Below are 26,186 nucleotides of genomic sequence, written 5' to 3' on the forward strand. Positions count from 1 at the left end.
ACGGCAAGCGTACTTGTTTTTCATTGTCATAACTTGCTTTTAGCCTCTTTATGGACTCTCTGCTAGTCATGACCCTTATTCAAATATATATGATCCAATGGTCACTGTCTTGGACAAGGAGACCCAGGGAGATGTCATCGCAAGATTGCGGATGACGCCGGCGGAGGTCAGATCCACGCATGAGTTCGATGTGTATGTGGATCCGGTGACCGGCGATCAATATCATCGTTACCTGAACGGGGCTTATGATACCGGGTTCATCCTCAGCCCAAGCGATCCCAATTCCAAGCCGCTGGATGCACGTGATCCGGCGGAAAAGGCGATCATTGATCGCCTGCAATATGATAATCGATTGATAGATTTCGGCTTTACATGGCGTCTGTATCTGAATGAAGACAATAAAGTATATTATACTCGCGATGGAGGCTTGACCTTTATCAACAATGTGGAAAGACCATTTCAAATCGCATATACTACAGTTAATCCTGATCATCTGGATGAAATAGCCAAGCTAAAGCCAAAAGAAGTAGTGAAAACGGTATCAAAGCCTTATGCAATAACGCACATACCTGCATATCGAGATCCAAAGACTTCAAAGTATGCCTATAGTCATGATGGAAAGACCTTTTACAGTAATCCTCGCGCTACTCCGGATTCCCGCATCGATCCAGTGAAGGAAAAAGATTTTCTTGACAGGCTTGAGATCGTGATCGCTTCGAGCGCAAAAAATGTGAATTACGATGCATATTATGTAATGGATGGAAACAGGAAGGTGTTTTACTATACGAGGGATGGGGGAAAGACGTTTACAAAGAACGGTGGCGACCCCCTGCAAACGGATCTGGACACAGCCAACCCCGCCCATGCAGCCCAGATCGCGCAGCTTCAACCCGATCCGATAGTCAGGAATACTACCATCCACTATCGGGAATACATGGATCCGCTTGATGCCGGGAAAAAATATTATTCCAGTGATGGCGGCAAATCCTTTTGCACGGACATCACAAAACCGGCTGACACCAAACTTGACAAAAATGATCCCGGCTATGCCGCCCTGGTGGGGCGTCTTGTGGAAACCGGTTCCTTTGTTAATGAAGCGACATATTACACCCAATACCGGGACGCAAATGGAACTATTTACTGGACTCCGGACAACGGCCAGACCTTCGTGCGGGATTACAATAAACCCAGCGAGATCGCGCTGGATAAGTCAAACGCCGCCGATGCTCAGATCATCGCCGGACTCTTCTTGGTTCCCCATGTCAGTCAAATAACAGTGTCGTATAATCAGTGCACGGATCCTGTGGATGGCACGATCTATTATACGCCCAGAGATGGAAAAGGCGACTATTTCATCAGTGATGTAAATCAGTATGATACAAAAACACTGGATATCAACGATCCGGCCCAAAAGGCAGTGATGGACAGACTACAGCCTGTGCACGCCAAGCACCCGGCGATCTGGACCAAAGAGTTTCCTGAAGTCTATTATATCTATCAGGATGGGACCACAGGAAAAATTTATTACGAATACGGCAATGGAACCATTACCCCGTCATGGGCAGACCCTTATAAAGATACTACTATCCTTGATCCGACAGACCCGGCGGACAAGGCCATACTGGATAATTTGACGCCCGCGATCACGACTGTTGCTGGCGAATACCGTGTATGGGTACCAGGGGAGAGGGCTCCGGCGGCCGTTATCGAGACCCAGCAGGCCGCCCAGCACGCCCTTGTGGCCATAGAGCGGGCCATCGTCTCCAAGGACAGGATCCGCGCTCATCTGGGTGCACTGCAGAATCGGCTGAAAAATACGATAACCAACCTCACCATACAGGCCGAGAACCTTCAGGACGCGGAATCCCGCATTTCGGACGTGGATGTGGCAACGGAAATGACAGAATTTGTCCGCAACCAGATCCTGGCGCAATCGACCGTGTCCATGCTGGCTCAGGCCAATTCCTTGCCGAAGTTGCTGGCCTCGCTCATCCAGGCTTAGAGCGTTTTCAGTTTGAACGGCTTCGCGTTCCAAACCATCCGGCTTGGCGTTTCGCGGCAAAAATGCGGTTTTTTCCGCTCACGTTTGGCCGGGCGGCGCGGTGTCGCCGCCTCGCATCTTGTCTTTTTCAAAGGGAGAACACTCTAAAAACGCAGGAAAGCTTGTCGGCATTCCCCTCAGAAAAGGTTGGCAAAAGTCGCTGTGTACCCCCCAAAAAAACAGGGCCGGAAGAGATACCTTCCGGCCCTGTGGCGTTTCTTGCCGCCGAGAAGGTTAGCGGCGAGCCAGTTCCAGACGGGTCACGGCACGTTGCAGGGCGGCTTCCGCCCGTTTGACGTCCAGATCCTCAGCGCGCTGGCTCAGGCGTTCCTCGGCGCGTCGTTTGGCGGCTTCGGCGCGCGCCACGTCAATGTCCTCGGCACGTTCCGCCGATTCGGCCAGCACGGTCAGCACGTTCTCGTTCACGTCGGCAAAGCCGCCGGAAATGAAGATGTACTGATCCCTGCCGTTGTCGCTGTAGCGAAGAGGGCCGATTTTCAGGGCCGAAAGCAGAGAGACGTGATGCGGCAGCACGCCGAATTCACCCATGACGCCGGGGCAGACGACCATATCCGTCTCCGTGCTGACCACGGTCTTGTCCGGGGTGACGATCTCCAGTTGCAGCGTGCTCATGCGTATCCTCCGCTATGCCTTACTTTTCCTGGCCGATGCGGGCTTCGTACTTGGCGACGGCCTGATCGATGCCGCCCAGCATGTAGAAGTCGCTTTCGGCCAGATGGTCGTACTTGCCTTCCAGGATGCCCTTGAAGCCCTTGATGGTGTCCTCAAGTTTCACATACTGGCCGGGCGTGCCGGTGAAGGTTTCGGCCACATGGAAGGGTTGGGAGAGGAAACGCTGGATGCGGCGGGCGCGCGCCACGGTGAGCTTGTCCTCGTCCGAGAGTTCATCCATGCCGAGGATGGCGATGATGTCCTGCAGTTCCTTGTATTTCTGCAGCACCATCTGTACCTGCCGGGCCACCTGATAGTGCTCCTCACCCACCACGTTGGGGTCAAGGATGCGCGAGGTGGAGTCCAGCGGGTCCACGGCGGGGTAGATGCCCAGTTCCGCGATCTGGCGGGACAGCACGAGCGTACCGTCCAGATGCGAGAAGGTCGTGGCCGGAGCCGGGTCGGTCAGGTCGTCGGCAGGCACGTAAACGGCCTGCACGGACGTGATGGACCCCTTGTTGGTGGAGGTGATGCGTTCCTGCAGGGCGCCGAGGTCCGTACCGAGAGTGGGCTGATAACCCACGGCGGACGGCATACGGCCCAGCAGGGCGGACACTTCCGAACCGGCCTGCGTGAAGCGGAAGATGTTGTCGATGAAGAGGAGGACGTCCTGATTCTCTTCATCACGGAAGTACTCGGCGCAGGCAAGCGCGGTAAGGGCCACGCGCGCACGGGCTCCCGGCGGCTCGTTCATCTGGCCGTAGACAAGCGTGGCGCGTTCCAGCACGCCCGCGTCCTTCAGTTCGTGATAAAGGTCGTTCCCTTCACGGGTACGCTCACCGACCCCGGCGAAGACGGAGGAGCCGCCATGCTGCTTGGCGATGTTGTTGATCATCTCCATCAGGATAACGGTCTTGCCCACGCCTGCGCCGCCGAAGAGGCCCATCTTGCCGCCCTTGGGGAAGGGCACGAGCAGGTCCACGACCTTGATGCCGGTCTCCAGCAGTTCCACCTTGGTGTTCTGTTCGGTGAAGCTGGGGGCGGGACGGTGGATGGGATAGTATTTTTCCGCGTTGACCGGGCCCATTTCGTCCACCGGGCGACCGATGACGTTGAGGATGCGGCCCACGGAAGCCTTGCCCACCGGGACCATGATGGGCTTGCCGGTATCCACCACCTCCATGCCGCGCACGAGACCTTCCGTGGCGTCCATGGCGATGGTGCGCACGACGCCGTCCCCAAGGTGCTGCGCCACTTCGCAGATCAGGTCAGGTGCGTCGCTGTTGTTGGGGTTTTTGATCTCAAGCGCGGTGAGGATGTCCGGCAGGTGTCCGCCGCTGAACTCCACGTCCACGACGGCACCGATAACCTGGACAATTTTACCGATGTTTTTCTTCATGTGCTTGCTCCTGTTACCCGTTGAGCGCCTCGGCGCCGCCGACAATGTCAATGAGTTCGCTGGTGATGGAGGCCTGCCGCGTCTTGTTGTACAGCAGGGTCAGCGTATTGATCATTTCATTGCAGTTACGGGTGGCATTGTCCATGGCGGCCATACGGGCCGCATGTTCGCTGGCTGCCGTGTCCAGCAGGCCGCGATAGACCTGCACCTTGACGTAGCTGGGCAGAAGTTCCGCGAGCAGCTGTTCCTCATTGGGCTCGTACAGGTATTCGCAGTGCGCGCCCTGTGCCGCTTCCTCTTCCTGCCCGGCTTCCGGCGCGCTCAGCGGCAGAAGCCGCAGATTGCGCGGAGGCTGATGCCCCATGGAGACGAACTCTCCATAGACCATCCAGACCTCGTCCAGCGCCAGCGTCTCGTACCCGTGGATCATCTCCAGCGCCACGGAGCTGGCAAGGGCAAAGTCCACGCTGCCCATGCGGTCGCCGTAGGAGAGGGTGATCTCCTGCCCGGCGCTGCGGATGGCGTCGCGACCCTTGCGGCCCACGCAGGCGAACTGCACGTCCATGCCCTCAGACCGTTTTTCGGCGGCCAGCTTGAGAGCGGCATTGACGATATTGGCGTTGAAGCCGCCGCACAGACCGCGATCCGAAGTCACCAGGACGATGGCGCAACGCTTCTTTTCCTGATGTTCAGCGAGCAGCGGATGTGCGCCGTCTTCCACCTTGCGCGCCAGTTCCGCCAGCACCTGACGGTACTTGCCCGCATAGGGGCGGAAGCGCTCGATGCGGGCCTGCGCGCCGCGCAGCTTCGCCGAGGCCACCATATTCATGGCCTTGGTGATCTGCTTGGTCTTGCCGACCCCCACGATCTTCATTTTGACGTCTTTGAGTGAAGGCATGGTTTCCTCCCGGCGCTACGCCTGCCACGTCTTCTTGAACGCGGCGATGGCCTCGGTCAGGCTCTTTTCCACAGCTTCGTCAATGACCTTCTTTTCCTTGATGGCTTCCAGGGCGTCCTTCTTGGAGTCGCGCATGAAGGCCAGCATCTTGCTTTCGAATTCCCGGATGCGTTCCACGGGCACGTCGTCCATGTGGCCGCGCGTGGCGGCGTAGATGGAGGCCACCTGCTCATGGGCGGGCATGGGCTGGTACTGGGGCTGCTTGAGCAGTTCCACCAGCCGCGCGCCGCGATCCAGTTTGGCCTTGGTCGCCTTGTCCAGATCGGAACCGAACTGGGCGAAGGCCGCCAGCTCGCGGTACTGGGCAAGGTCGAGGCGCATGGTGCCGGCCACCTGTTTCATGGCCTTGATCTGGGCCGCGCCACCCACGCGGGACACGGAAAGGCCCACGTTGATGGCCGGACGCACACCGGCGTTGAACAGGTTGGGCTCCAGATACACCTGACCGTCCGTGATGGAGATCACGTTGGTCGGGATGTAGGCCGACACGTCGCCCGCCTGGGTCTCGATGATGGGCAGGGCGGTCAGCGAACCGGCCCCAAGATCGTCGTTGACCTTGGCCGCACGTTCCAGCAAGCGGGAGTGCAGATAGAAGACGTCGCCGGGGAAGGCTTCACGTCCCGGAGGACGACGGAGCAGCAGGGACATCTGGCGATAGGCCACGGCCTGCTTGGAAAGGTCGTCGTAGATGATGAGCGCGTGCTTGCCGTTGTCGCGGTAGTGCTCAGCCATGGTGCAGCCGGTATAGGCGGCGATGTACTGCAGCGGCGCGGGGTCGGAAGCCGTGGCGGAGATGATGGTGGTGTATTCCATGGCGCCGTGACGACGCAGGGTGTCGGCCACCAGGGCCACGGAGGACTTTTTCTGCCCGATGGCCACATAGAAGCAATGGATGTCCGTATCCTTCTGGGCGAGGATGGCATCGATGCACACGGCGGTCTTGCCGGTCTGGCGGTCCCCGATGATCAGCTCGCGCTGACCGCGGCCGATGGGCGTCATGGCGTCGATGGCTTTCAGGCCGGTGGGCATGGGCTCATGCACGCTCTTGCGGGCGATGATGCCGGGGGCCTTGATCTCCACGGGACGAACTTCCGTGGCTTCCACCGGGCCGAGGCCGTCCAGCGGCTGACCCAGCGGGTCGAGCACGCGGCCCATGACCTTGTCCCCCACGGGCACGGAGAAGATCTTGCCGGTGCGCTTGACCGGGTCGCCTTCCTTGATGCCCACGTCCGAGCCGAGAAGAGCCACACCCACGTTGTCCTCTTCCAGGTTGAGCACCATCCCCATGACGCCGCCGGGGAATTCCAGCAGTTCCAAGGACATGGCGTTCTGTACGCCATAGACTCGGGCGATGCCGTCACCGACGTAGAGCACGGTGCCGGTCTCGCTCATTTCCACGCGCTGCTCGTAGTTTTTGATCTGACTTTCGATGATCTTGCTGATTTCTTCGGCTTTGATCTGCATCTGCTATTCACCCCTCTTGAATGTCTCCCGAAGGATTGCCAGTTGAGCGCGCAGACTGGCGTCCAGCACCTTGTCGCCCACCTTGAGGACGATGCCGCCGAGAATGTCGGGATCCACGTCAAAGCCCAGTTCGATGGATGTCCCGGCTTTCTGTTCCAGCTCGGCCTTGAGAGCGACCTGCCTTTCTTCGGTAAGTTCCACGGCGGTGGTGAGCCTGCCGCGGAGAATTCCCCTCGCCTCGTCCAGCAGCGTGCCGTAGCAGCGCACAATATCGCCCAGACATGCCAGGCGTTCCTTGTCGGCCAGCAACAGGCAGAAGTTGCGGACCGTCTGGTCGATCTTCATTTTTTTCAACACGGCGGAGAGGACAGCCTTCTTTTCCGCTGTGGCGATGATCGGGCTTTTCAGCACCGCCGCCAGAGCCGGGACCGCCTGTGTCTGTTCGCACAGCGCTTGCAGATCCGCATTGTAGCGGCCAAGCGCCTCCTCGCTCTGTTCGCTGCCCAGCGCAAAGAGCGCGGCAGCGTACCGGCGCGCGATCATGGAGTCTGTCATTGCAGCACCACCTTGTTGAGCGATTTGGCAATGAGCGCTTCATGGCCCTGAGCGTCCAGCTTTTCCACAAGGGCCTTCTGGGCGGCGTCCACGATCTCGTCGGCCACGGCGGCACGCACTTCCGCAAGGATGGTGCGGCCTTCGTTCTCCGCCGTCCGGCGGGCCTGTTCAAGGATCTGGTCGGCCTGCCGACGGGCCTCATCGAGGATACCGGCCTTCAGGCGTTCGGCCTGAGCGGCGCTTTCATCAAGGATGGCCTTGCGTTCGGCTTCCAGATGGGCGATGCGCTGTTCCACTTCCGCCAGACGCTTCTTGGCGTCGCTGCGCCGCTGCTCCAGATCGTCGAGCCCTTCCTGGATCTGCCGGCGGCGTCCGCTGAAGTATTTGCGGGCCATGCCGCCCACGAAATACCAGAGGATGCCCGCAAACAGGACGAAGTTGAGGACACGCCAGCCGAAGTCCCCCCAGCGGGGCGCGGCATGTTCCTCCGCCGCCAGAGCCGCGGCGGTCATGAGCAGGGTGAGCGCCGCGACGAGCACCGTCTGCCGCGCGACCCTGCGGCCTGCATGTTTCCACATTTTCAAGGTGATTACCCCCTTGCCGTTGCCGGTTGCGTACTCCTTATCCCCGCAGCACCTTTTCCGCCGTCAGGGCGGAGAGGGTCGCCACCTGACCGCGCAGGGCGGCAAGGGTCTGCTGCGCTTCGGCTTCCAGTTCCCGACGGGTCTGGGCCAGGATCTCCTGGGCCTTTTTCTGGGCATCGCCCACGATGACCTGCTGTTCCGCCGCGCCCGCGCTGCGGCCTTCGTCGCAGAGACGGGCGGCATCGCGCCGCGCCTGCACGAGGGCGGCCTCGTAGCCGTCCAGCCGTTTGGCGGCTTCATCCTCAAAGGATTCGGCTTCGCCGCGCATACCGTCCATGACGTCCTTGCGCTGGCGGATGATGCGCCGGATGGGGCGGATGAGCAGGATATTCAGGACGAAGAGGGCGATCAGAAAATTCGCCAACTGGAAGAGTAGAGTGATATTGAGATCCAGCATATGGCTTCTCCTCGAGGATGATTGCCGGGGGATGCCCCTTAAGATACGGATTATCGGCCCGTCTACAGTACGGCATGGCGGGGCTTCTGTCAAAGCCTTTGCGCCCGCCGAGAGGTCGGCCGGGTCGTAATGCCGCCTTTCCGCACTGTTGCGGTAAAAAAAGCGTCTGTTCAGACCAGCAGCCAGTCCTCAGGGGCGTAACCCGCCTCCCCAAGCCAGTCGGCTGCCTCTTCGGCAGCCCCGTGGGCCGTCAGCACATTGAGCAGCAGGCCCGTCCCCGGCGGCGGCAGCTCCTGACGGGAAAGGACGGGCACGCGGCGCGCGTCATGCGGCGACAGGGGCACACGTTGCCCGATCTTGCACGGGTCGATGTCGATGAAGGCCACAGGCTCGATACCTTCGGCCCAGAGCGGCGCGAGGCGGCGGCGAGCCACCCGGCCCGCGCCCAGCACCCAGACCCGTTCCCGCCCCTCACGAAGCAGGTGACGAGCCAGCCAGCGGGCGCGCAGGGCGTTGTTGGCGGTATCGGTATAACGGGCGTCGGTGCGGGTCAGCCTGCCGGGAGGATCGTTCCAGACGAGCAGTTCCTCCGGCAGCTTTTCCATGTGGGCCCCGGCATGGAACCAGCGCAGCCACAGCTCCCAGTCCTCGGCAAAGTCGCCATCGGCATAGCCGCCGAAGCGCTCGACGGCCGAGCGCCGGAACATGGCGGACGGGTGACAGATCGGCGTGTCCCGGAAGCGGTTGCGGGCCATCTCCTCATGGCCGCACAGACCGTTCTGCCAATCGACATAGTGAGCAAAGCCGTATGCCGTGCGGGGATCGCCGCCAAAACGGACGCGGCTTGCGCTGACATCCAGTCCCGGCTGCCGCAGGAGGTGGGCCGCCTGTCGGGCAAGGCGTTGCGGATGGGCCACATCGTCGGCGTCCATTCGGGCGATGAACTCGCCCCGTGCCGCTTCCAGCCCGGCATTGAGCGCCCGGGCGATGCCGCCATGCGGCACTCGGACGATCCGCAGGCGGCCGTCCGCGCGGGCAAGGTCGTGCAGGACGGCGGGCGTGGCGTCGTCGGAGCCGTCGTCCACGGCGAGGATCTCCAGCGGGGGCAGAGGAGCCTGTGGCGTACCGCACTGGGCAAAAAGGCTTTCAAAGGCCGTCCGCAGGCGGCGACCGTCGTCAGCGGCGGCGTTCCAGACCGGAACGAGCACCGAGATGGACGGAGCGTCCTTCATGCGTCGGCATTCCCGGAAAGCAGGGTCAGGGCCTGCGCGCAGACGTTGCGGAGCGGACGGGCGGCATCGAGGCGATGGTGGGCCTCTTCATACAGCGGCAGACGTTGCGCGAGGACGTCGGCCACCTCCTCGGTCAGGCTCTTCCCCGTCAGCGAGGGGCGTTGCGCCTCCAGCGGATTGCGGTTGAGCCGCCGTACCAGTTCCGCCACCGGCACGTCCAGAAAGAATACGCGTCCCGTCTCGCGCATGAAACGGCGGTTCTCCTCGGCCAGCACCATGCCGCCGCCCGTGGCCACCACGCCACGCCACGCCGCCCTCTGAGCGGCCGTCTCCCCCGCTGCGGAGGCATTTTCCAGCTCGGCGGCCACTTCGCGCAGAATGGCGCTTTCCCGGCGGCGAAAGCCTTCCCAGCCTTCGCGGGCGACGATGGCGGCCACCTCCTCGCCGCTGCGCTCCCGCAGGCGGTGATCCGTATCCACGAAAGGCAGGCCGAGGGCTGCGGCCAGCGCCCGGCCAAGGCTCGTCTTGCCGCAGGCGCGCGGCCCGGTCAGATAGATAAGCATGAACGCCTCCTGAACGCCGGAAAATGGGCGTTCGGCTGTTCGTTTTCTGGGGGGAAGGGGAACCCCTCCGCCGGCGCGGGAGGGGTTCCCCTTCCCCCAAAAAGCATGTTCAGAACAGCGTCAGCAGGCGCTGGAGCGTTTTTATCTTTGAAAAAGATGAAACGCGAGGCGGCGACACAACGCTGCCCGGCCCAAACCAAGCGGAAAAACCGCGCTTTTTCCGCGAAACACCAGGCCGTATGGTTTGAAACGCAAAGTGTTTCAAACTGAAAATGCTCAAATGATATATTGCCGGGGATTCACTTCGCCCATGAGGCAGAGCAGTTCATAGGGCAGCACATCGGCCAGTCGGGCCAGTTCGCAGACCGTGACAGGGCGTTCGCCGGGGGCGGCCTCGCCGCCCATGAGCCAGGCGGTGTCTCCCCGGCTGACGTCGGGAAGGTGGCTCACGTCGGCCATCATCATGCTCATGCAGACGCGGCCCACCACCGGCGCGCGGCGGCCGTGCAGGAGCACGGCGGCCTTGTTGGACAGGGCGCGCGGGTAGGCCGTGGCGTAGCCGCAGGCGATGACGGCAATGGTCATATCGTGGGAGGCGGTGAATGTGCGGCCGTAGGAAAGGCTCTGCCCGGCCCGGAGTTGACGTACCTGCATCACCGGGGCGCTGAGGCTCATGACCCATTCCAGACCCGCGCCGCGTTCTTCCCAGGGGCCGCCCGCAAAGGGGTTGCCGCCGTACAGGGCCAGTCCGGGACGGCAAAGCTCGAAACGGGCCTGCGGCAGGCCGAGCGTGCCCGCCGTATTGGCCAGCGAGCGCGCCAGACCGGGCCAGCGGTGCCGCAGCGGCTCGCACAGGTTGCGGAAACGTTCTATCTGTTCCAGCGAAAAGGCTTCATCTTCGGGCATGTCCGCGCTGGGCATGTGCGAAAGGGCCATGACCGGCACAAGTTGCGGCATGTGCTCAAGGGCGCTGAGCAGGGCGGGGATGTCCGCGGCGTCGAAGCCCAGCCGCCCCATGCCGGTGTCCAGCTTGAGAGCGATGTCCAGCGTGTCGCCGCGGCCGCTCAGGCCTTCGGCCGCGTTCTGCAGGTCCTCGAAGCAGGCCACCACCGGCGTGAGGCAGGCGTCGGCGGCCTGCGTCCACTCGTTGGGACAGAGCGCGCCCATGAGCGTCACCACCCGCTGGCGGTAGCCTTCGTCCCGCAGGGAGATGCCTTCGCTGACGGTGCCGACGGCGAACTGGCGGGCTCCGGCGCGATCCAGTGCCCGCGCCACCGGCAGCAGGCCGTGTCCGTAGGCGTCGGACTTGATGACCGGCAGGATGGTCTCCGGCGCGCCGAGGCGGGCAAAATTGCGCTGCAGGGCGGGCAGATCGATATGGCAGGCGGACGGGGTAAAGATGCAGGTCATGCGCGTGGCTCCAGCCGGAACGGAAAAGCGCCCGCCCATACATGGCGAGGCGAGTTCCTGTCATAGCAACATGCGGCCGGATAGACAAGAAAAAGTCTAGACTTGCCGTGCCGCGTCGGCAGGGCGGCAAGGGCGTCGTGCGCGGCCCGCTCCGGCGGCGCACGACTGCCCGGCGTCTCGGATCTACATGCCCGCGGCCTGTGCGGCTTCTTCGGGATAGATGGCGGCCACCCCGGCCAGGAATTCCGCGTAGCGGTCTTCCAGGATGGCCTGCCGTGCCCGCCGCACGAGATCGAGGAAATACGTCAGGTTGTGCAGGGAGTTGAGACGGAAGGAGAGCAGCTCCTTGCTGACGTAGAGATGGCGCAGATAGGCCCGCGAGAAGGTGCGGCAGGTGTAACAGCCGCATTGCGGGTCCAGGGGGCCGTCGTCCTCGGCATATTCCTTGCGCTTGATGTTGATCTTGCCCTGCGAGGTGTACAGCGTGCCGTTGCGGGCGTTGCGGGTGGGCAGCACGCAGTCGAACATGTCGATGCCTGCCGCTATGCCGTTGGCGATGTCCAGCGGGGTGCCCACGCCCATGAGATAGCGGGGCTTGTCGGCGGGGAGCTGCGGCGCGATGTCGTACATGAAATCGTACATGACGGGCTTGGGTTCGCCCACGGAGAGACCGCCGATGGCAAAGCCGTCAAAGTCGTGAGCGCAGAGTTCTTCGATGGAGCGGCGGCGCAGATCCTTGAAGAAGCCGCCCTGCGTGATGGCGAACAGCAGATTGTGTGCCGTGCCCGCCGGATAGTGCTGCCGGGCGCGCAAGGCCCAGCGGGTGGTGAGCGCCGTGGACTTGTCCGTATAGGCATAGTCCGCTCCGTGGGGGACGCATTCGTCCAGCACCATCATGATGTCCGAGTTGAGGCTGCGCTGGATGTCCACCACGTTTTCCGGCGTGAACAGATGTTTGGAGCCGTCCAGATGCGAACGGAATTCCGCGCCTTCTTCCCGCAGTTTGCGCAGGGAATTCAGGCTGAATATCTGAAAGCCGCCGCTGTCGGTGAGGATGGCGCCGGGCCAGGAGGCAAAGCCGTGCAGGCCGCCGTGGCGTTCCACCAGCTTGTGACCGGGGCGCAGATAGAGGTGATAGGTATTGCCCAGGATGATGGGGGCGTTCATGGCGGCCAGATCGTCGGGGGCCACGGCCTTCACCGAGCCGACGGTGCCCACGGGCATGAAGATGGGCGTGGGGATGTCCCCGTGAGCGGTGTGGACGATCCCCGCGCGGGCCGCGCCGTCGGTATGCAGCAAGGTATAGGTGGGATTCTTCATGGCGGCAGGGTAGCCGCAGCCGGGCCGGGACGCAAGAGGGGCGACAGGCGGTGGGACGTGAAGGATCTTTCTCAGGCGAGCAGTTCGCGTCCCGGCGTAAGGTGGGCCAGCCGTTCACGCACTACGGCTTCGGATTGATTGGCGTAGCAGTAGAGGCAGCCGTGCAGGCAGGTGGAATAGGCCCCGATGTCCCGGCTGGGAAGGCAGCGGCAGGCCCTGCGCTGGGAGCTGTCGCGCGGCGTGGTGGCGTCTTGCGTGGCGCTCGCGCCTGTCAGGGGCAGGAGCGAACATTGCACCGGCGCGGGGGGCGGCCCGCACAGGCGCTGCACCTCCGCATCCCGGGGGCAAAGCCGCCGGACGAGTTCGCCGTCCACGCAGGCATTGTGCGCGATGCCCAGAGCGCGCAGGTCGATGGTCTCGGCGCAGCTTGCCGGTTGCAGGCGTCGCGGCCAGCCGTCCGCCAGCTGTCGCAGGCCCGTGGCCAGTTCCCGCTGTTCGTCGGGAGTGGGGGCACGCAACGATGGATCATGCCGCCGCAGGGCGTTTGCCGTTTTGCGGTACATGTCCAGAAAACTGAAGACCAGTTTTTCGGTGTACGGGGCAAGCCTGCGGCCCAGCGCGTCGATGCGGTCCAGCAGACGCGGCACGCTGAGGCCGCCGCCCAGGATGAGGGGATCGAAACGCCAGACGACGCGCTCCGGTCCGATGCTGTCCGCCAGACGGCAAAAGGTGTCGAGTCGCTGGGCCAGCGGCGGCACATGCGGTTCCAGCCCCTCGGCGGCGTAGTCGTTGAGGGTTAACTGGAAGTAGAAGGCATGGCCGCGCCCGGCTATCTCCTGCAGATGCGGCAGGAAGGGCCGGGGATCTTTGCTCCAGAAGACGAATACGCGCGCCGTGTCCAGCGCGATGGCGCTGACCTGTCGGCTGTTGCAGGGATTGCGCCGCAGACAGTAGCCCGCCCGCAGCCGCTCCATGAACCAGTCCGCATGAAAGGCCGGGATGTCCGTGGCCCGGCTGGCGGAAACGACGAGCGGGCTGACGGTCGGGAAATGGCCTCCGGCGGTGAGGGAGCGGCGTGCGGTGGGGGCGGCGCTCATTCCAGATAGATCATGCGGCGCGTCATGCCGCCGTCCACGACGAGATTGATGCCGTTGACGAAGTCATTGGCCGGGTCGGCCAGGAAGAGCGCGGCGCGCAGGATGTCGTCAGGACGGCCCACGCGTCCGGATGGATGCTGGGCGTGGTCCTCCGGCCGCAGGGCGGCGTGATCGCCGGTCTCGATCCAGCCGGGGCTGATGGCGTTGACCGTGATGCCGCTGCCGCTCAGGGAGACGCAGAGCGAGACCGTCAGCGCCGTGATGCCGCCCTTGGACGCGCCATAGGCGTCCCAGTGGGCCTCGTTCTGCGGGCCGCGTGTGGACGCGATATTGATGATGCGGCCGTAGCCCGCGCCCGCATTGGCCGTCTGAAAGGCCCGGCAGCAGAGGAACGCGCCGCGCAAGTTGGTGTCCAGCACGTTGTCCCATTCCGCGGCGGAGAGGTCCGGCAGCGGTTTGCGGAAATGGCTGACAGCGCCGTTGTTGATGAGCAGATGCACCGGGCCGAAGCGTTGCCGGGCCAGCGCAAAGGCAGCCTGTACGGAATCTTCCTCCCGCAGGTCCATTGCCGCGGACAGGACGCGGGGATGGGAAAAACGGCTCTCTTCCCTGTCGCAGGCCAGCACATCGTAGCCTTGCGCGGCAAAGCCCTCGCAAAGACAGCGGCCGATGCCGCGTGCGCCGCCGGTGATGATGGCTGTGGGCATGTATCCTCCCGTGTGCAGGGATGCTGTTTGGGCGTGGCGGATTTCGGGGCCGACGAAGCCCTTGCACTGCCCTTCTCCTTCTGCCACAAGACGGAAAATACGTCACAGCGGCCCGCCCCGCAAGGAAAGGCAAGGAGGAAACTGCCGTGCTCTGGGAGAATCTGCTGCTCTATGTGCCCATGTCCGCCCTGCTGGTCATCATGCCGGGACCGGACTTCGCGCTGGTGACGCGCGTGGCGCTCGCCCAGGGGCGGGCGGCGGGCACGCTGGCCGCCTGCGGCGTGGCCCTGGGCATCGGCCTGCATACGGCATTGGCCATGCTCGGCATCAGTGCGGCCATCGCCCATTTCCGCCTGTTGTTCAGCCTGCTGGAATACGGCGGCGGCGCCTTCCTCTGCTGGATGGGCTTCCAGTCGTTGCGCGGCGCATCCACGGCGGCGCAGGCGGTCTTGCGCTGCGGCGAAGCATCCCCGGTCGGCGCGGTGACGCCATCCCTGCGCCGGAGTTTTGCGCAGGGATTTTTGACCAATGTCCTCAATCCCAAGGCCATCGTCTATTTCCTGACCTTCCTGCCGCAGTTCATGCAGCCGGATGCGCCGCTGGCCCCGCAATTCCTGCTGCTGGGCGGCATCCTCGGCCTGCTCGTCCTGCTCTGGTTCGTCACGCTGGCCAACTTGCTGCAGGCGGTGCGCGCTCTGTTCCTGCGTCCGCGCGTGCAACTCTGGCTCTACCGCTGTACCGGTGTGTTCTTCCTCTGCTTCGGCGTGCGATTGGCGCTGTCCGCCCTGTAGCAGCAATCACGTCTTTCGGCTCACTTAGAGGCTGATGACGCATATTTTCAAATAATTTCAATATGCAGGACCAATAGGCTGTAAACGCTCCGTTTCTCTTTGGGAGGGACTCGTGTTCCCGATTTTTCCCCCAAATAAACACTGGATAATGTTAACGCCCTAGGGCCTGTTAACACTATTCGTTGCCTGTTTGGGGGTGAAGGGAAACCCCTCGCTCTGCTGTCGATGCCTGTAAGGCTCCTTTGTCGCCTAACAGGCACGGCCCTGCGGGCCGCCCGTTGGGTCGCTGCCAGCGCGGGAGCGGGTTGCTCTGCTGTCGATGCCCGTAAGGCTCCTTTGTCGCCTAACGGGCACGGCCTACGGTCGCCTTCCGGTCGCTCCCTTCCCCAGCGCGCTTTTACCGGGGGAAGAGTCAAAGACACGAGGCTCTCTCGTCCCAAAAACAAGCGGTGTACATACAGCCTGTTTTGCTTATCTATTGAAATTGTTTGTAAAATTTGTGTTAACAGGCCCTAGTTCCCGGCTCCGAAGGTCAGCCGGGCGATGAGGCCGCCGCCGGGGCGTTCCCGCAGATGCAGCTCGGCATTGTTCTGGCGCGCCATGCTGCGCGCGATGGACAGGCCCAGACCGCTGCCTCCTTCATGACGGCCACGGGCCGGGTCCAGCCGGAAGAAGGGTTCAAAGACCTGTTCGCGTTTTTCGGACGGGATGCCGGGACCGTCGTCCTCCACGTCCACCAGCCAGAGGCCGCTGACGGGGCAGCGATGCAGGCGCACCACGATGTGGGCGGCATAGCGCAGGGCATTGTCCACGAGGTTGTCCAGACAGCGGCGCAGGGCGTGTCCCCGGATGGGCAGGATGCAGCTTGCGCCTCCCGTATCGGCCAGAAAGCGCAGACGTTCCTCGGCAGCCACGCCGGATGTCGGAGCGACGGCGTCATGCTCTTCGCCGGAGAGGAGGGAGGCCAGCCGGTCAGCGACCAGACTGTCCAGAAAAGCCGCCAGATCCGTACGGCGCAAGTTCTCCTGCGGGATCTGGGCCTGCCCCAGCTCTTCACTGCTGCGCATGATGGCCGAAAGCGTGTTGACGTCGGCCTGCAGCTTGCGACGCAGCACGTCGTCGGGCACCTGCTCCACCCGCAGCCGCAGCCGGGTCAGCGGGGTGCGCAGGTCGTGGGCCACGGCGGCCAGCATCCGCTGATGCTGTTCCAGCGCGGCCTGGATGCGGCGGCTCATGCGGTTGAAGGCGCGGGCCGCTTCGGCCACTTCCGGCGGGCCGCTCTCGGCCAGAGGCGGCGTGCGGCGATCCTGTCCCAGCGTATCGCTGGCCTGCACCAGCTGGCGCAGGGGGGCGATGAGCCGGTGCACCACAAAGACGGTCAGGATCAGCATGACCAGCGCTTCCAGTCCCAGCAGCACCAGCATGAGGGGCCAGGAGGGCGCAAGACGGCTGATGCGGTGGATGTCCAGCCAGGTATCATTATCCAGCCGGACAAAGAGGCGGCTTATGTAGACGTCCGCCTGGTTGGTGCCGGGCAGCATGAGCAGACGGGCCAGCCCTGTCGGGCCCTGCCGGGTGACTCGGGTCACGAATACCCACGGCGGCACGGCGGTATAGGGCGCCACTTCCTTCAGGTCCGTGAGCTGCGCCCCTTCATCGGCCCAGAAGGATTCGCGGGGAGGGAAGTGCGGCGGCGCGGCGCTATCCGCGCGGGAGGGCAGGTTCTCGTCGGGATGGCGGGAGACCATGTCCTTGCTCCACGGCAGCAGTTCGGATGCGCTCGGCTCCGGCGAAAGGTTTTCCGTGGGGTCGTCGGGAGGAAGGGGAGAGACGAATCCCTTGAGACTGTCGCTGATGCGCTGCCGCAGGAAGAGAGAGGCCGCATCGCGAAACTGGACAGGCTGGGAAGTGGGCCGCAGGATGCGGGCATTGACGGCGTCCAGACGGCGTAGCCGCAGGATGAGTTCCGGCAGGGGCGCGCCGCCCTCGTGCAGGGGGTCCAGCATGAGCAGACAGAGGGTGAGGCTGGAGGCGTGGTCGGCCAGCACCATGCGAGCGGCCTGTTCGTCGTCCAGACGATGGGCCAGCAGGGCCGTCAGCGTGTGGAGGAGCAGGAAGGTCAGGCCCAGCAGGAGCCAGAGCCTTGCCCGCAGGCCGATGCGGGCGAACAGGGCGCGCAGCGGCGAGACGTGCTCCCTTGCGGGGGGCGGCGTGCTCATGCACGTTCCCGCGGCGTGGCCTCTTCGCGGATCACGTCCGTGGCCAGCACATACCCTTCACCGCGCACGGTCTTGATGAGCGTGCCGTAGCGGCCGTCGTCCTGCAGACGATTGCGCAGGCGACTGATGAGCACGTCGATGCTCCGGTCATAGGGCTGGGCGTTGCGCCCCTGCGTCTGTTCCAGCAGGGTGTCCCGACTGAGCACCTGCCGGGGATGCTGGAGAAAGATGGTCAGCAGGCGGTATTCCGCGCCGCTCAACGGCATGATGACGTCATCGGCGGTCAGCAGGTGGCGGGCCGTGGTATCCAGCCGCCAGGAGGCGAAACGCAGTATGCCGCCCTGCGGGGCGGCCGGTTCGCTTTCGCCGCTGCGGCGCAGCACCGTACGGATGCGGGCCAGCAGCTCGCGCGGCTCGAAGGGCTTGCCGAGGTAGTCGTCCGCCCCCAGTTCCAGCCCGACGATGCGGTCCGTGCTGCCGTCCAGCGCGGAAAGGAAGATGGTCGGTACGCGGGAGATCTCGCGCAGACGCCGCAGGACGGCAAAGCCGTCATCCCCCGGCATCATGATGTCCAGCACCACGAGGTCCGCCGGACTGTCGTTCCAGAGCGCGAAGAGATCCGCCGCATTGTGGGCCGTGCGTACCTGAAAGCCGTTGTCGGAAAGGTATTCCTGCAAAAGCTCGCAGATCTCCACGTCATCGTCCAGAAGATAGATGCGTTTTGCCGTTTCCATACCTTGCTCCAGATGGCGTTCGAGGTGCGTTACGCTTGCGCCCAGCCTCACGCGGCGCACATGCGGAGAGAGGCGGCCCGGCGGGCGGTGGGGCGTATCCTGTCAGGATCGGGTCGAGGGCGTATGACTGTTCCTTTTCTCACATGATAGCTCAAGATATGGCAGGCGGCAAGCGGACCGCCTGCCGGAGAATCGTCAGACGAGGCGGGCCTGCGTCGGGCCAGGGGGCGGAGCAAAGAGTCGGTCCGCCAGCTTGCGATGAGCGGCAGGCATGGCCAGGCTCTGCAGTTCCTGCGGACTGACCCAGCGGTAGGCGCTGGCGGCGGTCAGGACGGGCGGGACGGGCAGGCCGTCGGCATCCGTTGCCCATGATCCCGCCGCCAGGGCGACGCCGTAGCAGTGCAGGGTCACGCGGTAGGTGGTGTACCCGTGCCGGATGATGCCGTATTCGTCTGTCACCCGCACGGCGAAGCCTGTTTCCTCGTGGTGTTCGCGCACCACGGCCTGCCGGGGTTCCTCGCCCGGCTCCACCCGGCCGCCCGGGAATTCCCAGAGGCCGCCCCAGGCCCCGCGGTCGCAGCGTTTTTGTACGAAGAGGCGTCCCTCGTGCCGCAGGACGCCCGTCACCACATCCAGCAATACCGTATCGGCCTTGCGGCCGGGCACGGGCCGTTCGTGGACAATGCCCAGATGGCGGGCCAGACAGAAGTCGGCCAGCGGGCAGATCTCGCAGCGGGCCTTGCGGCCGCAGATCAGCGCGCCGAGTTCCATCATGGCCTGATTGTGGGCCCTGGCCTGTCCGGGCGGCAGCAGCTCCTGCGCCAGAGCGGCGATGCGGGCGGCGGCGTTTTTATCCTTTACCGGCGCGTCCACGTCGAAAACGCGGGCGATGACCCGTTCCACATTGGCGTCCACACAGGCCACGGGCTGCTCGAAGGCGATGCTGGCGATGGCTGCCGTGGTGTACGGTCCCACGCCGGGCAGGGCGGCTATGTCCTCCCGGCGCTGGGGGAAGATCCCGCCGTGCTCGTCACGGATGCGGCGGGCCGCCGCCAGCAGGTTGCGGGCCCGGGAATAATAGCCCAGCCCTTCCCAGGCGTGGAGCACCTCCTCTTCCGAGGCCGCCGCCAGCGCTTCCGGCGTGGGGAAACGTTCCATCCAGCGCAGGAAATAGCTGACGCCCCGATCCATCTGCGTCTGTTGCAGCATGATCTCCGAGATCCAGACCTCATAGGGGGCATAGGTCCTGCGCCAGGGGAGATCCCGCCCGTTGGCGGCGAACCAGCGCAGCAGGGCCTCCCGCATCTGCGGCAGATGTTCCAGCGGGGCAAGGTGTCCCGGCGGCGGTACGGCGCCGGTCACCGTCAACGGCAGGGGAGAAGTTTTTTTGCTCATGCACCCAGCCTACACCCCGGCAGGCGCATTGTCATCAGGCGGCGCTTGGCATATACTCCCCCGACTCGACGGCCGTCTGTGCCGCGGGCACATTCATCGCAAGGAGATCCCATGTCCGAGAATCCCACGGTGCTGCTGGAAACCACTTCCGGCGACATCCTCATCGAACTTTTTCCCGACAAGGCCCCCGAAACCGTCGCCAATTTCCTCCAGTATGTGGATGACGGCTTTTACAACAATACCATTTTCCACCGCGTCATCCCCGGCTTCATGATCCAGGGGGGCGGCCTCGGCGCCCGCATGGACGAGAAGCCCACCCGCGAGCCGGTCAAGAACGAGGCCGACAACGGTCTGAAGAACGAGCGCGGCACCATCGCCATGGCCCGCACCCGCGAGCCGCACAGCGCCACGGCGCAGTTCTTCATCAACCTTGTGGACAATGATTTTCTGGATCACAGCGAGCCGACGGTGGACGGCTGGGGCTACTGCGTGTTCGGCAAGGTGGTGGACGGCATGGATGCCGTGGACAAGATCGCCAAGGTCAAGACCAAGGCCGTGGGCGTGCACGAGGCCGTGCCGACCGACATGGTGCTCATTACCGGCGCGAGCCGTTTTGAATAGGATGGACGCATCATGTCCCGAACGCTGACGACGGCGGCGGCAGTGCCCTTTGCCCATGCCTGGAGCCTGCTGGAAGCCTATACGGATGCCTGCCCCGACGCCATCTGGGAAGAGAAGCACGGCGGCTGGCCGGTGTGGCAGCAGATGCTGCACGCGGTGACGGTGCTGGATTTCTTTACCTGCGGCGATGCGTCGCTGTTGCCCGCTCCGGCCCCGCAGGACGTGCTCATGCTCACCGTGCAGGGGACGGAGAAGGTGGACAAGGCCGGACTGCGCGCCTATATGTCGGCGGTCAAGGGCCGGGTGGACGCCTGGCTGGCGGCGCTGGACGATGCCGCATTGTCCGTGAAGGACGAGCGACTGAGCGCGGCGCTGGGCTTTGAGGTCAGCGCCATGTGGGTGCTGGTCATGCTGGCTTCGCATACGCAATATCACCTCGGTTCGTGCGATGCGGCCCTGCGGGATCACGGCCTGCCCGGCGTATTTTAGAGCGTTTTGCCATTGAAAATGGCGGAACGCGAGGCGGCACAGCGCCGCCCGGCCCAACGTGAGCGGGATGACCGCGTTTTTTCCGCGAAACGACAGGCCGTATGGATTGGAACGCAAAGCGTTTCAAACGGAAAATGTTCTAGCAGAGAACGTGGATGGTGACGTTTTCGGGAAAGGCGGCGCGCGGGACGTGTGACGTACGCGGGTGTCGACCTTCTCGAGCAAACGTGCTCACGGAGAACAGTATGAGAACGTATCTTGCCGGCATTGTCCTCTCGCTGGCGGCGGTCGGGCTGCTTCTGCCCGCCTCCGTGCGGGCCGAGGACGAGAAAATCGATCCGACCACCTATATTTGTGCGGAATACGTGGCGCTTGCCTCCACGCAGTCCGCGCCTCCGCTCTTCCAGAGCCTGCAGATCGACGGCTTTGTGAGCTCCAACATCGGCAAGACCGTGGCGGACCCGCGCATGGTCATGAGCCTCATGGCCCGGACATACGCCGTGTGCCAGCGGGACCCCACTGCCGTGGCGGCCGACGTCTGGCAGGAGATGAAGATGGAGCTTTCCGATCCGCTGGATGAGCACTGGAAGGCCGATACGACCACCTGCCGCCAGTACAACGACAATCCTGATGACGGCAGCGGTTTCGTCATCTGGCTGGACGGCTACAATCGTCATTATAATGTGACCGAGAAGTCCGTCCTGGACGATCAGAAGACGCTGGACGCCTTTCTTGCCGCCTGCAAGAAGAAGCCCGACGCCCGCATGATCGACGTCATGCAGGAAACGCTCAAGAACACCAAGTAGATCGTTTTCCCGCTCGCGGATAGAGCATTTTGCCTTTGAAAAAGGCAAAATGCGAGGCGGCGGCACAGCGCCGTCCGGCCGAAACTGAGCGGGATGACCGCGTTTTTTCCGCGAAACGCCAAGCCGTATGGTTGGAAACGCGAAGCGTTTCAAACTGAAAATGTTCTAGGAACGGGGCTGCCTGAGATGGCGGCCCCGTTTTTTTGTCGGGTCAGCTGTCTTGCGGGGTCTCGCGAGAGGGCGGCAGCTGACGGGGGGCGTCTTTCAGGGCGGCAAGTATGGCGTCGCAGCAGCGGCGGACGCCGCTCAAGTCGAATTCGTTGACGGCCTGCTGCAGCTGGGCCAGCTGTTCCGTCAGGCAGGTGCCCCGTGCCCTTCCCAACAGCTGGGAGGCGAGCGTCTCCGCCGTCCCCCAGTCCCGTTCCATCACGTCGGGCAGTCCGGTCAGGGTCGCGGCCACGGCGGAACGGACATCGGGCGGGACCGGCGCGCTGCCATGCTCCCGCGTCTCCTCCTCGCCGCAATAGCTGAGGATGGCCTGCCGGCTCTCGTCCAGCGTCTGCAGGAAGCGGTGCGTCTTTTCCGGCTCGGGCGCCTGCCGCAGCAGGGTATTCTCCATTTCCGTGGCGTGCTTGGCAAAGCGGATAAGCCCCAGATTGGTGCCCACGCCCCGCATGGCATGGATGAGCTGGAGCAGTTCTTCCAGCCGGTCATCCTGCAGGAGACTGCGGATCTGTACCGTACAATCGGCGTAGCGGTGGGCGAATCGCTGCAACAGGGAGCGGTAGAGGCGCTCGTTGCCGGCCACGGCGGCAAGACCGTCCGACGGGCTGAGCAGGGGCAGGGCCTCGCTGCCGGAGACGGTATCGCTTTCCTCTTTGTCCGCCTCATGCATCGCGTCGGGATCTTCCGCCGCGGCGGGGAGGCCGCAGGGCAGCCATTTTTCCAGCGTCTCCCGCAGCTTTGCGGGATCGACCGGCTTGGTCAGGTAGTCGTTCATGCCGGCGGCCAGACCAGCGATGTGCGAACCGGAATCCGTATGGGCGCTCAGGGCGATGATGGGCAGGCTCTGCGGAGAATGCCCGTTGCCGCGGATACGACGGGTCGTTTCCATGCCGTCCATGACCGGCATCTGCATGTCCGTGATGATGAGGTCCGGCTGTTCCTGCTCGGTCTGCTGTATGGCCTCCTCGCCATTGGCGGCAAGGCTGACTCGGCAGCCCATCTGGCTGATGAGCTCCTGCAGGATCTCGCGGTTGATCTCGTAGTCGTCCACCACGAGGATATGGGGGCTGGGCTTGGGGGCGGCGGGGACAAGGCTGTCGTCCGCTGTTTCGAGAGCGTCCGGCAATTGGTTTTCGCAGGCAAAGAGCCGACAGAAGGCCGGCTGGGGCGCGCTCTTTTCCAGCACGGGCAAGGCAAGGCTGAAGCGGAGGCTGCTCCCCTGCTGCTGGATCTCCAGCTCGAGCTGTCCGCCCAGAAGGCGTACCAGCTGGTGCGCGAGCGCAAGGCCCATGCCGATGCCGTTTTCCGTGCGGGTCAGGGAACTGTCGCCCGAGGCCAGCGGTTCAAAAAGATGCTTTCTGGCCGTCTCGCTGAAGCCGGGGCCGCTGTCCGTGACGGCGAATCGTACCAGCACGCGATCCGCATGATCCGCTTCCGTCGTGGGCGGCAGGGGGCAGGCGGACAGGACGACGGTCCCCCGCTGGCTGTAGCGCAGAGCGTTGTCCAGCAGGTTTTCCAGCACCCTGCGCAGACGCAGGGCATCGGTGAGCACCTGGGCGGGCAGATCGGGGGCCGCATCCAGCGCCAGGCCGAGGTGGCGCTGCCGGGCCACGGCGGCAAAGGGGCGGATGGTCCGTTCCAGCAGTTCGACGAGCCGCACGGGCTGTTCGTCCGGGCGCTGCCGGTCGTCAGCCAGACTGGAAAATTCGAGGATGCGGTCGATCATGGTGGTCAGCCGTCCGCCGGACTGCTGTATCTGGCGTACATAGCCCTGCTGGCGGGGCTGGAGCGGCGTCTTGAGCAGGAGGAAGCTCATGCCCAGGAGCTCGTTGATGGGGGTGCGCAGTTCATGGCTCATGCGCCGCAGCAGGTCCTCCCGCGCGGCCAGCGCCTGCCGGGAGAGGCGGGTGGCCTCCTCGGCTTCGTGGCGGGCGATCTCCGCCAGGCGGCAGTTCTCGCGCGATTGCCTGTCCGCCATGTCCAGCGCGCGGATGCGGGCCTCCAGATCGTCCTGCAGGCCGCAGAGGGCGCGAAAGATGTCGGAAAGTTCGTCCTGATGATCCGGCAGGGGGCGGGGGACCTTCTCGCCCCGGCGGGAAGCCAGCACATACTTGTGCATCTCGCGCAGAGGATTGATGAAGCGGCGTTCCCGCAGGTGCATGAAAATGAAGATCAGGATGCCGATGAGCGCGAGGGCCCCCGTACAGGCCCAGGCCAGCATCTTGAGGCTGTGGCGCAGCTCTTCGGCGTGCAAGGTGATGTTGCGGCGCAGCAGGTGGCGAAAATCCCGGCACTGATCGATGATCATCTCGAACTGTCGGCGCATGTTGTGCGCCTCAAGGAAGTCCCGCATGGCCTGCCGGGAAGATTCGGGCATGACGTGCGGTCGCGCATGGGTCGGTATGTCCCCTCCCGCCTGCTGGGCGGCCTCACCGAGCTGGTCGGAGAAGTCCTTGTACAGCCTGACCGTACTGGTCAGCAGCGTACGGGGCGTGGGGGCAAGGGGGAGCTTTTCCACCGTGGACGGCAGCTCCGGCAGATCTTGCGCGGGGTCCTCGCGCCGGGGCAGCTCGCCCAGGTCCTGGAGCCGGATCTCTTCCAGCATGGCCAGCATGGTCCGGTTGCCCGTGCGGGCGAACTCCCGCGCCAGCGCATATTTGGTGCGGATGCGGTATTCGATATGGCTGGAGATGTCATAGGCCTGACCGACTTCATCGAGGCGGCTGCCCCTGTCATAGAGATCCATGCCGAGGATGAAGATCAAGGCGCAGAAAAGGGTCGTTACCGTCAGGAGGAGGATATTCCAGCTGCGTGTCAGGGAGCGGATAGTCATGTGGCGTGCACCGTGTGTGGATTCATCCGCAGCATATCACAGGCTCCGGCGAAAATCATCCGGTACGGTACGGCCCCTTTTCGGGAGCGGAGGGGAGGGATCGCCGCCATGCGATGCACGCCGACAGACGAAAAAGCCGGTCCCGCCCCTGCGGGACCGGCAGCGGCGGCTGGCCGCGAGGAGGAGAGGCTGTCGCCGGCAGGCGTTTTGCCCGCCGGCGGCGTCAGGGGTCAGAAGTTGGCCGCGATGAAGTTGATGGCGATGACGATGGGGATGACATAGAGGATGAGCGGCTTCCACCAGTTGCGGACATGGACCCGCGTCGCGCCGGTGTTGGCCTCATCCTTGAACCGCTCGAAGCCTCTGCTCCAGCCCGTGTACAGGCACATGATCAGACCGGCAAGGATCAGGAAGACATTGGCGGACACATAGTCCATGAACGTGAACATATCCATGCCGAACCAGCGGACATCCTTGAGGGGGCCGTTGGCAAGCACCGAAGGCAGGCTGAGGACGAAGGAGAAGGCGATCACGATCCAGGTAGCCTTGCGGCGTGCGGTGGTGCGGTCCCACTTGAGCGAATCCATGAGCGTGGAGGCGAAGCATTCGGCAAAGGCGATGGCGCTGGTGATGGCCGCGATCAGCACGCCGAAGAAAAAGAGCAGGCCCACGATATGTCCGCCGGGCAGCGTATTGAAGATGGACGGCAGCGTCTTGAACAGCAGACTGAAACCGGAATCGGGGTTGACGCCCACGGCGAAGGCCGCCGGGAAGATGATGAGCCCCACCAGTATGCCCACGGCGATGTTCATGAACACGGCCTGACTGATCATGGTCGGCACGTCATCGGTCTTTTTCATGTAGGACGCGTATACCCACGAGGCGCCCTGGCCCACCCCGATGGACAGGAAGGCCTGGCCCAGCGCCGCCAGGAAGCCCTGGCCGTTCATCTTGCTGAAGTCGGGGACAAGGAAGAACTCCACGCCCTTGAAGGCCCCGGGGAGCGTCAGCGAATAGATGGCGAGCAGGATGAAGAGGATGGCCAGCGTCGGCATACCGTATTTGGCCACCCGTTCCACGCCCTTGACGAGTCCCGCGCTCACGACGACGCCGAGGAAAATGAGCACCACGGCCTCATAGGCCAGCGTCTTGGTCGAATCGGCGCACAGCGCGTCGAAATGCTGCCCGATGGCGGTGATGTCCATGCCGCCGAAGGTATTGGGGATGAAGTTGACGAAGTAGGCAAGGACCCAGCCGATGATCATCACATAATAGGAAAAGATCATCAGGCCGCCGATGATGCCGAAGATCCCGCCCAGCCGCCAGATGGGGTTGCGCGTCAGCTGGAAATTGCCCGTGATGGGCGAGCTCTGCGATTCCCGGCCCAGATTGTATTCTATCACCATGCAGGGGATGCCGATGATGACGGAGATCAGGATATAGACCAGAAGGAAGGACGCCCCGCCGTATTCGCCGGTGAGATAGGGAAAGCGCCAGATGTTGCCAAGCCCGATGCCCCAGCTCGCGGTGGCGAAGAGGATGCCGATTTTGGTGGCCCAGCTTTCACGCTGAGGAAGTGTTCCGCTCATGGTGAACCTCGTTCCAGTGTTGCGA

The 26,186-nt window shown here is 63.6% G+C and carries 22 protein-coding genes and 1 pseudogene; 5 read left to right on the top strand and 18 right to left on the bottom strand.

What is annotated here, in order from left to right; all coding sequences use genetic code 11:
• Positions 1–1,705: 1,705 nt before the first annotated feature.
• Positions 1,706–2,002, top strand: a pseudogene (locus tag Q0K00_RS04035) (flagellin); the annotation flags it as partial.
• Positions 2,003–2,275: 273 nt separating this feature from the next.
• Here the strand turns inward: Q0K00_RS04035 and Q0K00_RS04040 are convergent.
• From Q0K00_RS04040 to Q0K00_RS04100, 13 genes are all read right to left on the bottom strand, one after another.
• A complete protein-coding gene (locus Q0K00_RS04040) occupies positions 2,276–2,674 on the bottom strand; it encodes a F0F1 ATP synthase subunit epsilon (RefSeq protein ID WP_297227531.1) in 399 nt (132 codons plus the stop codon).
• A gap of 19 nt (positions 2,675–2,693) precedes the next feature.
• A complete protein-coding gene (gene atpD, locus Q0K00_RS04045) occupies positions 2,694–4,112 on the bottom strand; it encodes a F0F1 ATP synthase subunit beta (protein WP_297227532.1) in 1,419 nt (472 codons plus the stop codon).
• A 13-nt stretch (positions 4,113–4,125) separates the two neighbouring features.
• On the bottom strand, positions 4,126–5,010 hold the full coding sequence (locus Q0K00_RS04050) for a F0F1 ATP synthase subunit gamma (protein WP_297227534.1): 885 nt from the start codon (positions 5,008–5,010) through the stop codon (positions 4,126–4,128).
• A 15-nt stretch (positions 5,011–5,025) separates the two neighbouring features.
• Positions 5,026–6,534: a F0F1 ATP synthase subunit alpha gene (gene atpA / locus Q0K00_RS04055; RefSeq protein WP_297227535.1), complete on the bottom strand. Its 1,509-nt coding sequence runs from the start codon at positions 6,532–6,534 to the stop codon at positions 5,026–5,028.
• Between the two features lie 3 nt (positions 6,535–6,537).
• The gene (gene atpH, locus Q0K00_RS04060; RefSeq protein WP_297227536.1) at positions 6,538–7,089 is read right to left on the bottom strand and encodes an ATP synthase F1 subunit delta; all 552 of its coding nucleotides are present in this window, start codon (positions 7,087–7,089) and stop codon (positions 6,538–6,540) included.
• Positions 7,086–7,667 (bottom strand): ATP synthase F0 subunit B, encoded by a 582-nt coding sequence (locus Q0K00_RS04065; RefSeq protein WP_297227537.1) that lies wholly within the window; start codon positions 7,665–7,667, stop codon positions 7,086–7,088. The genes atpH and Q0K00_RS04065 overlap by 4 nt, the downstream gene beginning before the upstream one ends.
• A 43-nt stretch (positions 7,668–7,710) precedes the next feature.
• The gene (locus tag Q0K00_RS04070) at positions 7,711–8,130 is read right to left on the bottom strand and encodes an ATP synthase F0 subunit B (RefSeq protein WP_297227538.1); all 420 of its coding nucleotides are present in this window, start codon (positions 8,128–8,130) and stop codon (positions 7,711–7,713) included.
• Between the two features lie 170 nt (positions 8,131–8,300).
• The gene (locus Q0K00_RS04075) at positions 8,301–9,362 is read right to left on the bottom strand and encodes a glycosyltransferase (RefSeq protein WP_297227539.1); all 1,062 of its coding nucleotides are present in this window, start codon (positions 9,360–9,362) and stop codon (positions 8,301–8,303) included.
• Positions 9,359–9,925: a shikimate kinase gene (locus Q0K00_RS04080; RefSeq protein ID WP_297227540.1), complete on the bottom strand. Its 567-nt coding sequence runs from the start codon at positions 9,923–9,925 to the stop codon at positions 9,359–9,361. Before Q0K00_RS04080 ends, Q0K00_RS04075 begins: the two co-directional genes overlap by 4 nt.
• Positions 9,926–10,201: 276 nt before the next feature.
• The gene (gene alr, locus Q0K00_RS04085; RefSeq protein ID WP_297227541.1) at positions 10,202–11,335 is read right to left on the bottom strand and encodes an alanine racemase; all 1,134 of its coding nucleotides are present in this window, start codon (positions 11,333–11,335) and stop codon (positions 10,202–10,204) included.
• A gap of 183 nt (positions 11,336–11,518) precedes the next feature.
• Positions 11,519–12,655 (bottom strand): tRNA guanosine(34) transglycosylase Tgt, encoded by a 1,137-nt coding sequence (gene tgt, locus Q0K00_RS04090; RefSeq protein ID WP_297227542.1) that lies wholly within the window; start codon positions 12,653–12,655, stop codon positions 11,519–11,521.
• Between the two features lie 71 nt (positions 12,656–12,726).
• Positions 12,727–13,752, bottom strand: a complete 1,026-nt coding sequence (locus Q0K00_RS04095) for a DUF1848 domain-containing protein (protein ID WP_297227544.1) — start codon at positions 13,750–13,752, stop codon at positions 12,727–12,729.
• On the bottom strand, positions 13,749–14,459 hold the full coding sequence (locus tag Q0K00_RS04100; RefSeq protein ID WP_297227545.1) for an SDR family oxidoreductase: 711 nt from the start codon (positions 14,457–14,459) through the stop codon (positions 13,749–13,751). The genes Q0K00_RS04095 and Q0K00_RS04100 overlap by 4 nt, the downstream gene beginning before the upstream one ends.
• A gap of 146 nt (positions 14,460–14,605) precedes the next feature.
• On the opposite strand from Q0K00_RS04100, the gene Q0K00_RS04105 reads away from it, so the two are divergent.
• Positions 14,606–15,250, top strand: coding sequence for a LysE family transporter (locus tag Q0K00_RS04105; protein WP_297227546.1), 645 nt, complete (start codon positions 14,606–14,608; stop codon positions 15,248–15,250).
• 512 nt (positions 15,251–15,762) lie between these two features.
• Here Q0K00_RS04105 and Q0K00_RS04110 read toward each other — a convergent pair.
• The 3 genes from Q0K00_RS04110 to mutY all read right to left on the bottom strand — a co-directional run bounded on the left by Q0K00_RS04110 (position 15,763) and on the right by mutY (position 19,508).
• A complete protein-coding gene (locus Q0K00_RS04110) occupies positions 15,763–17,469 on the bottom strand; it encodes an ATP-binding protein (protein WP_297227547.1) in 1,707 nt (568 codons plus the stop codon).
• Complete coding sequence (locus tag Q0K00_RS04115) at positions 17,466–18,203, bottom strand: response regulator transcription factor (RefSeq protein ID WP_297227548.1); 738 nt, start codon at positions 18,201–18,203, stop codon at positions 17,466–17,468. The genes Q0K00_RS04110 and Q0K00_RS04115 overlap by 4 nt, the downstream gene beginning before the upstream one ends.
• A gap of 195 nt (positions 18,204–18,398) precedes the next feature.
• A complete protein-coding gene (gene mutY, locus Q0K00_RS04120) occupies positions 18,399–19,508 on the bottom strand; it encodes an A/G-specific adenine glycosylase (RefSeq protein WP_366937600.1) in 1,110 nt (369 codons plus the stop codon).
• A gap of 201 nt (positions 19,509–19,709) precedes the next feature.
• Between mutY and Q0K00_RS04125 the strand changes: the two genes are divergently transcribed.
• The 3 genes from Q0K00_RS04125 (at position 19,710) to Q0K00_RS04135 (ending at position 21,514) form a co-directional block, all read left to right on the top strand.
• On the top strand, positions 19,710–20,219 hold the full coding sequence (locus Q0K00_RS04125) for a peptidylprolyl isomerase (protein ID WP_297227550.1): 510 nt from the start codon (positions 19,710–19,712) through the stop codon (positions 20,217–20,219).
• 12 nt (positions 20,220–20,231) lie between these two features.
• Positions 20,232–20,708, top strand: a complete 477-nt coding sequence (locus Q0K00_RS04130) for a DinB family protein (RefSeq protein WP_297227551.1) — start codon at positions 20,232–20,234, stop codon at positions 20,706–20,708.
• Between the two features lie 245 nt (positions 20,709–20,953).
• Positions 20,954–21,514 carry a hypothetical protein gene (locus tag Q0K00_RS04135; protein ID WP_297227552.1) on the top strand — a complete coding sequence of 187 codons (561 nt, stop codon included), beginning with the start codon at positions 20,954–20,956 and terminating at the stop codon, positions 21,512–21,514.
• Positions 21,515–21,725: 211 nt separating this feature from the next.
• On the opposite strand, the gene Q0K00_RS04140 is transcribed toward Q0K00_RS04135, so the two are convergent.
• The gene (locus tag Q0K00_RS04140; protein WP_297227554.1) at positions 21,726–24,572 is read right to left on the bottom strand and encodes a response regulator; all 2,847 of its coding nucleotides are present in this window, start codon (positions 24,570–24,572) and stop codon (positions 21,726–21,728) included.
• Between the two features lie 230 nt (positions 24,573–24,802).
• A complete protein-coding gene (locus tag Q0K00_RS04145) occupies positions 24,803–26,161 on the bottom strand; it encodes a sodium-dependent transporter (protein ID WP_297227555.1) in 1,359 nt (452 codons plus the stop codon).
• Positions 26,162–26,186: the final 25 nt, after the last annotated feature.

This window comes from uncultured Desulfovibrio sp. (assembly GCF_944327235.1).
Classification (GTDB): Bacteria; Desulfobacterota; Desulfovibrionia; order Desulfovibrionales; family Desulfovibrionaceae; genus Desulfovibrio.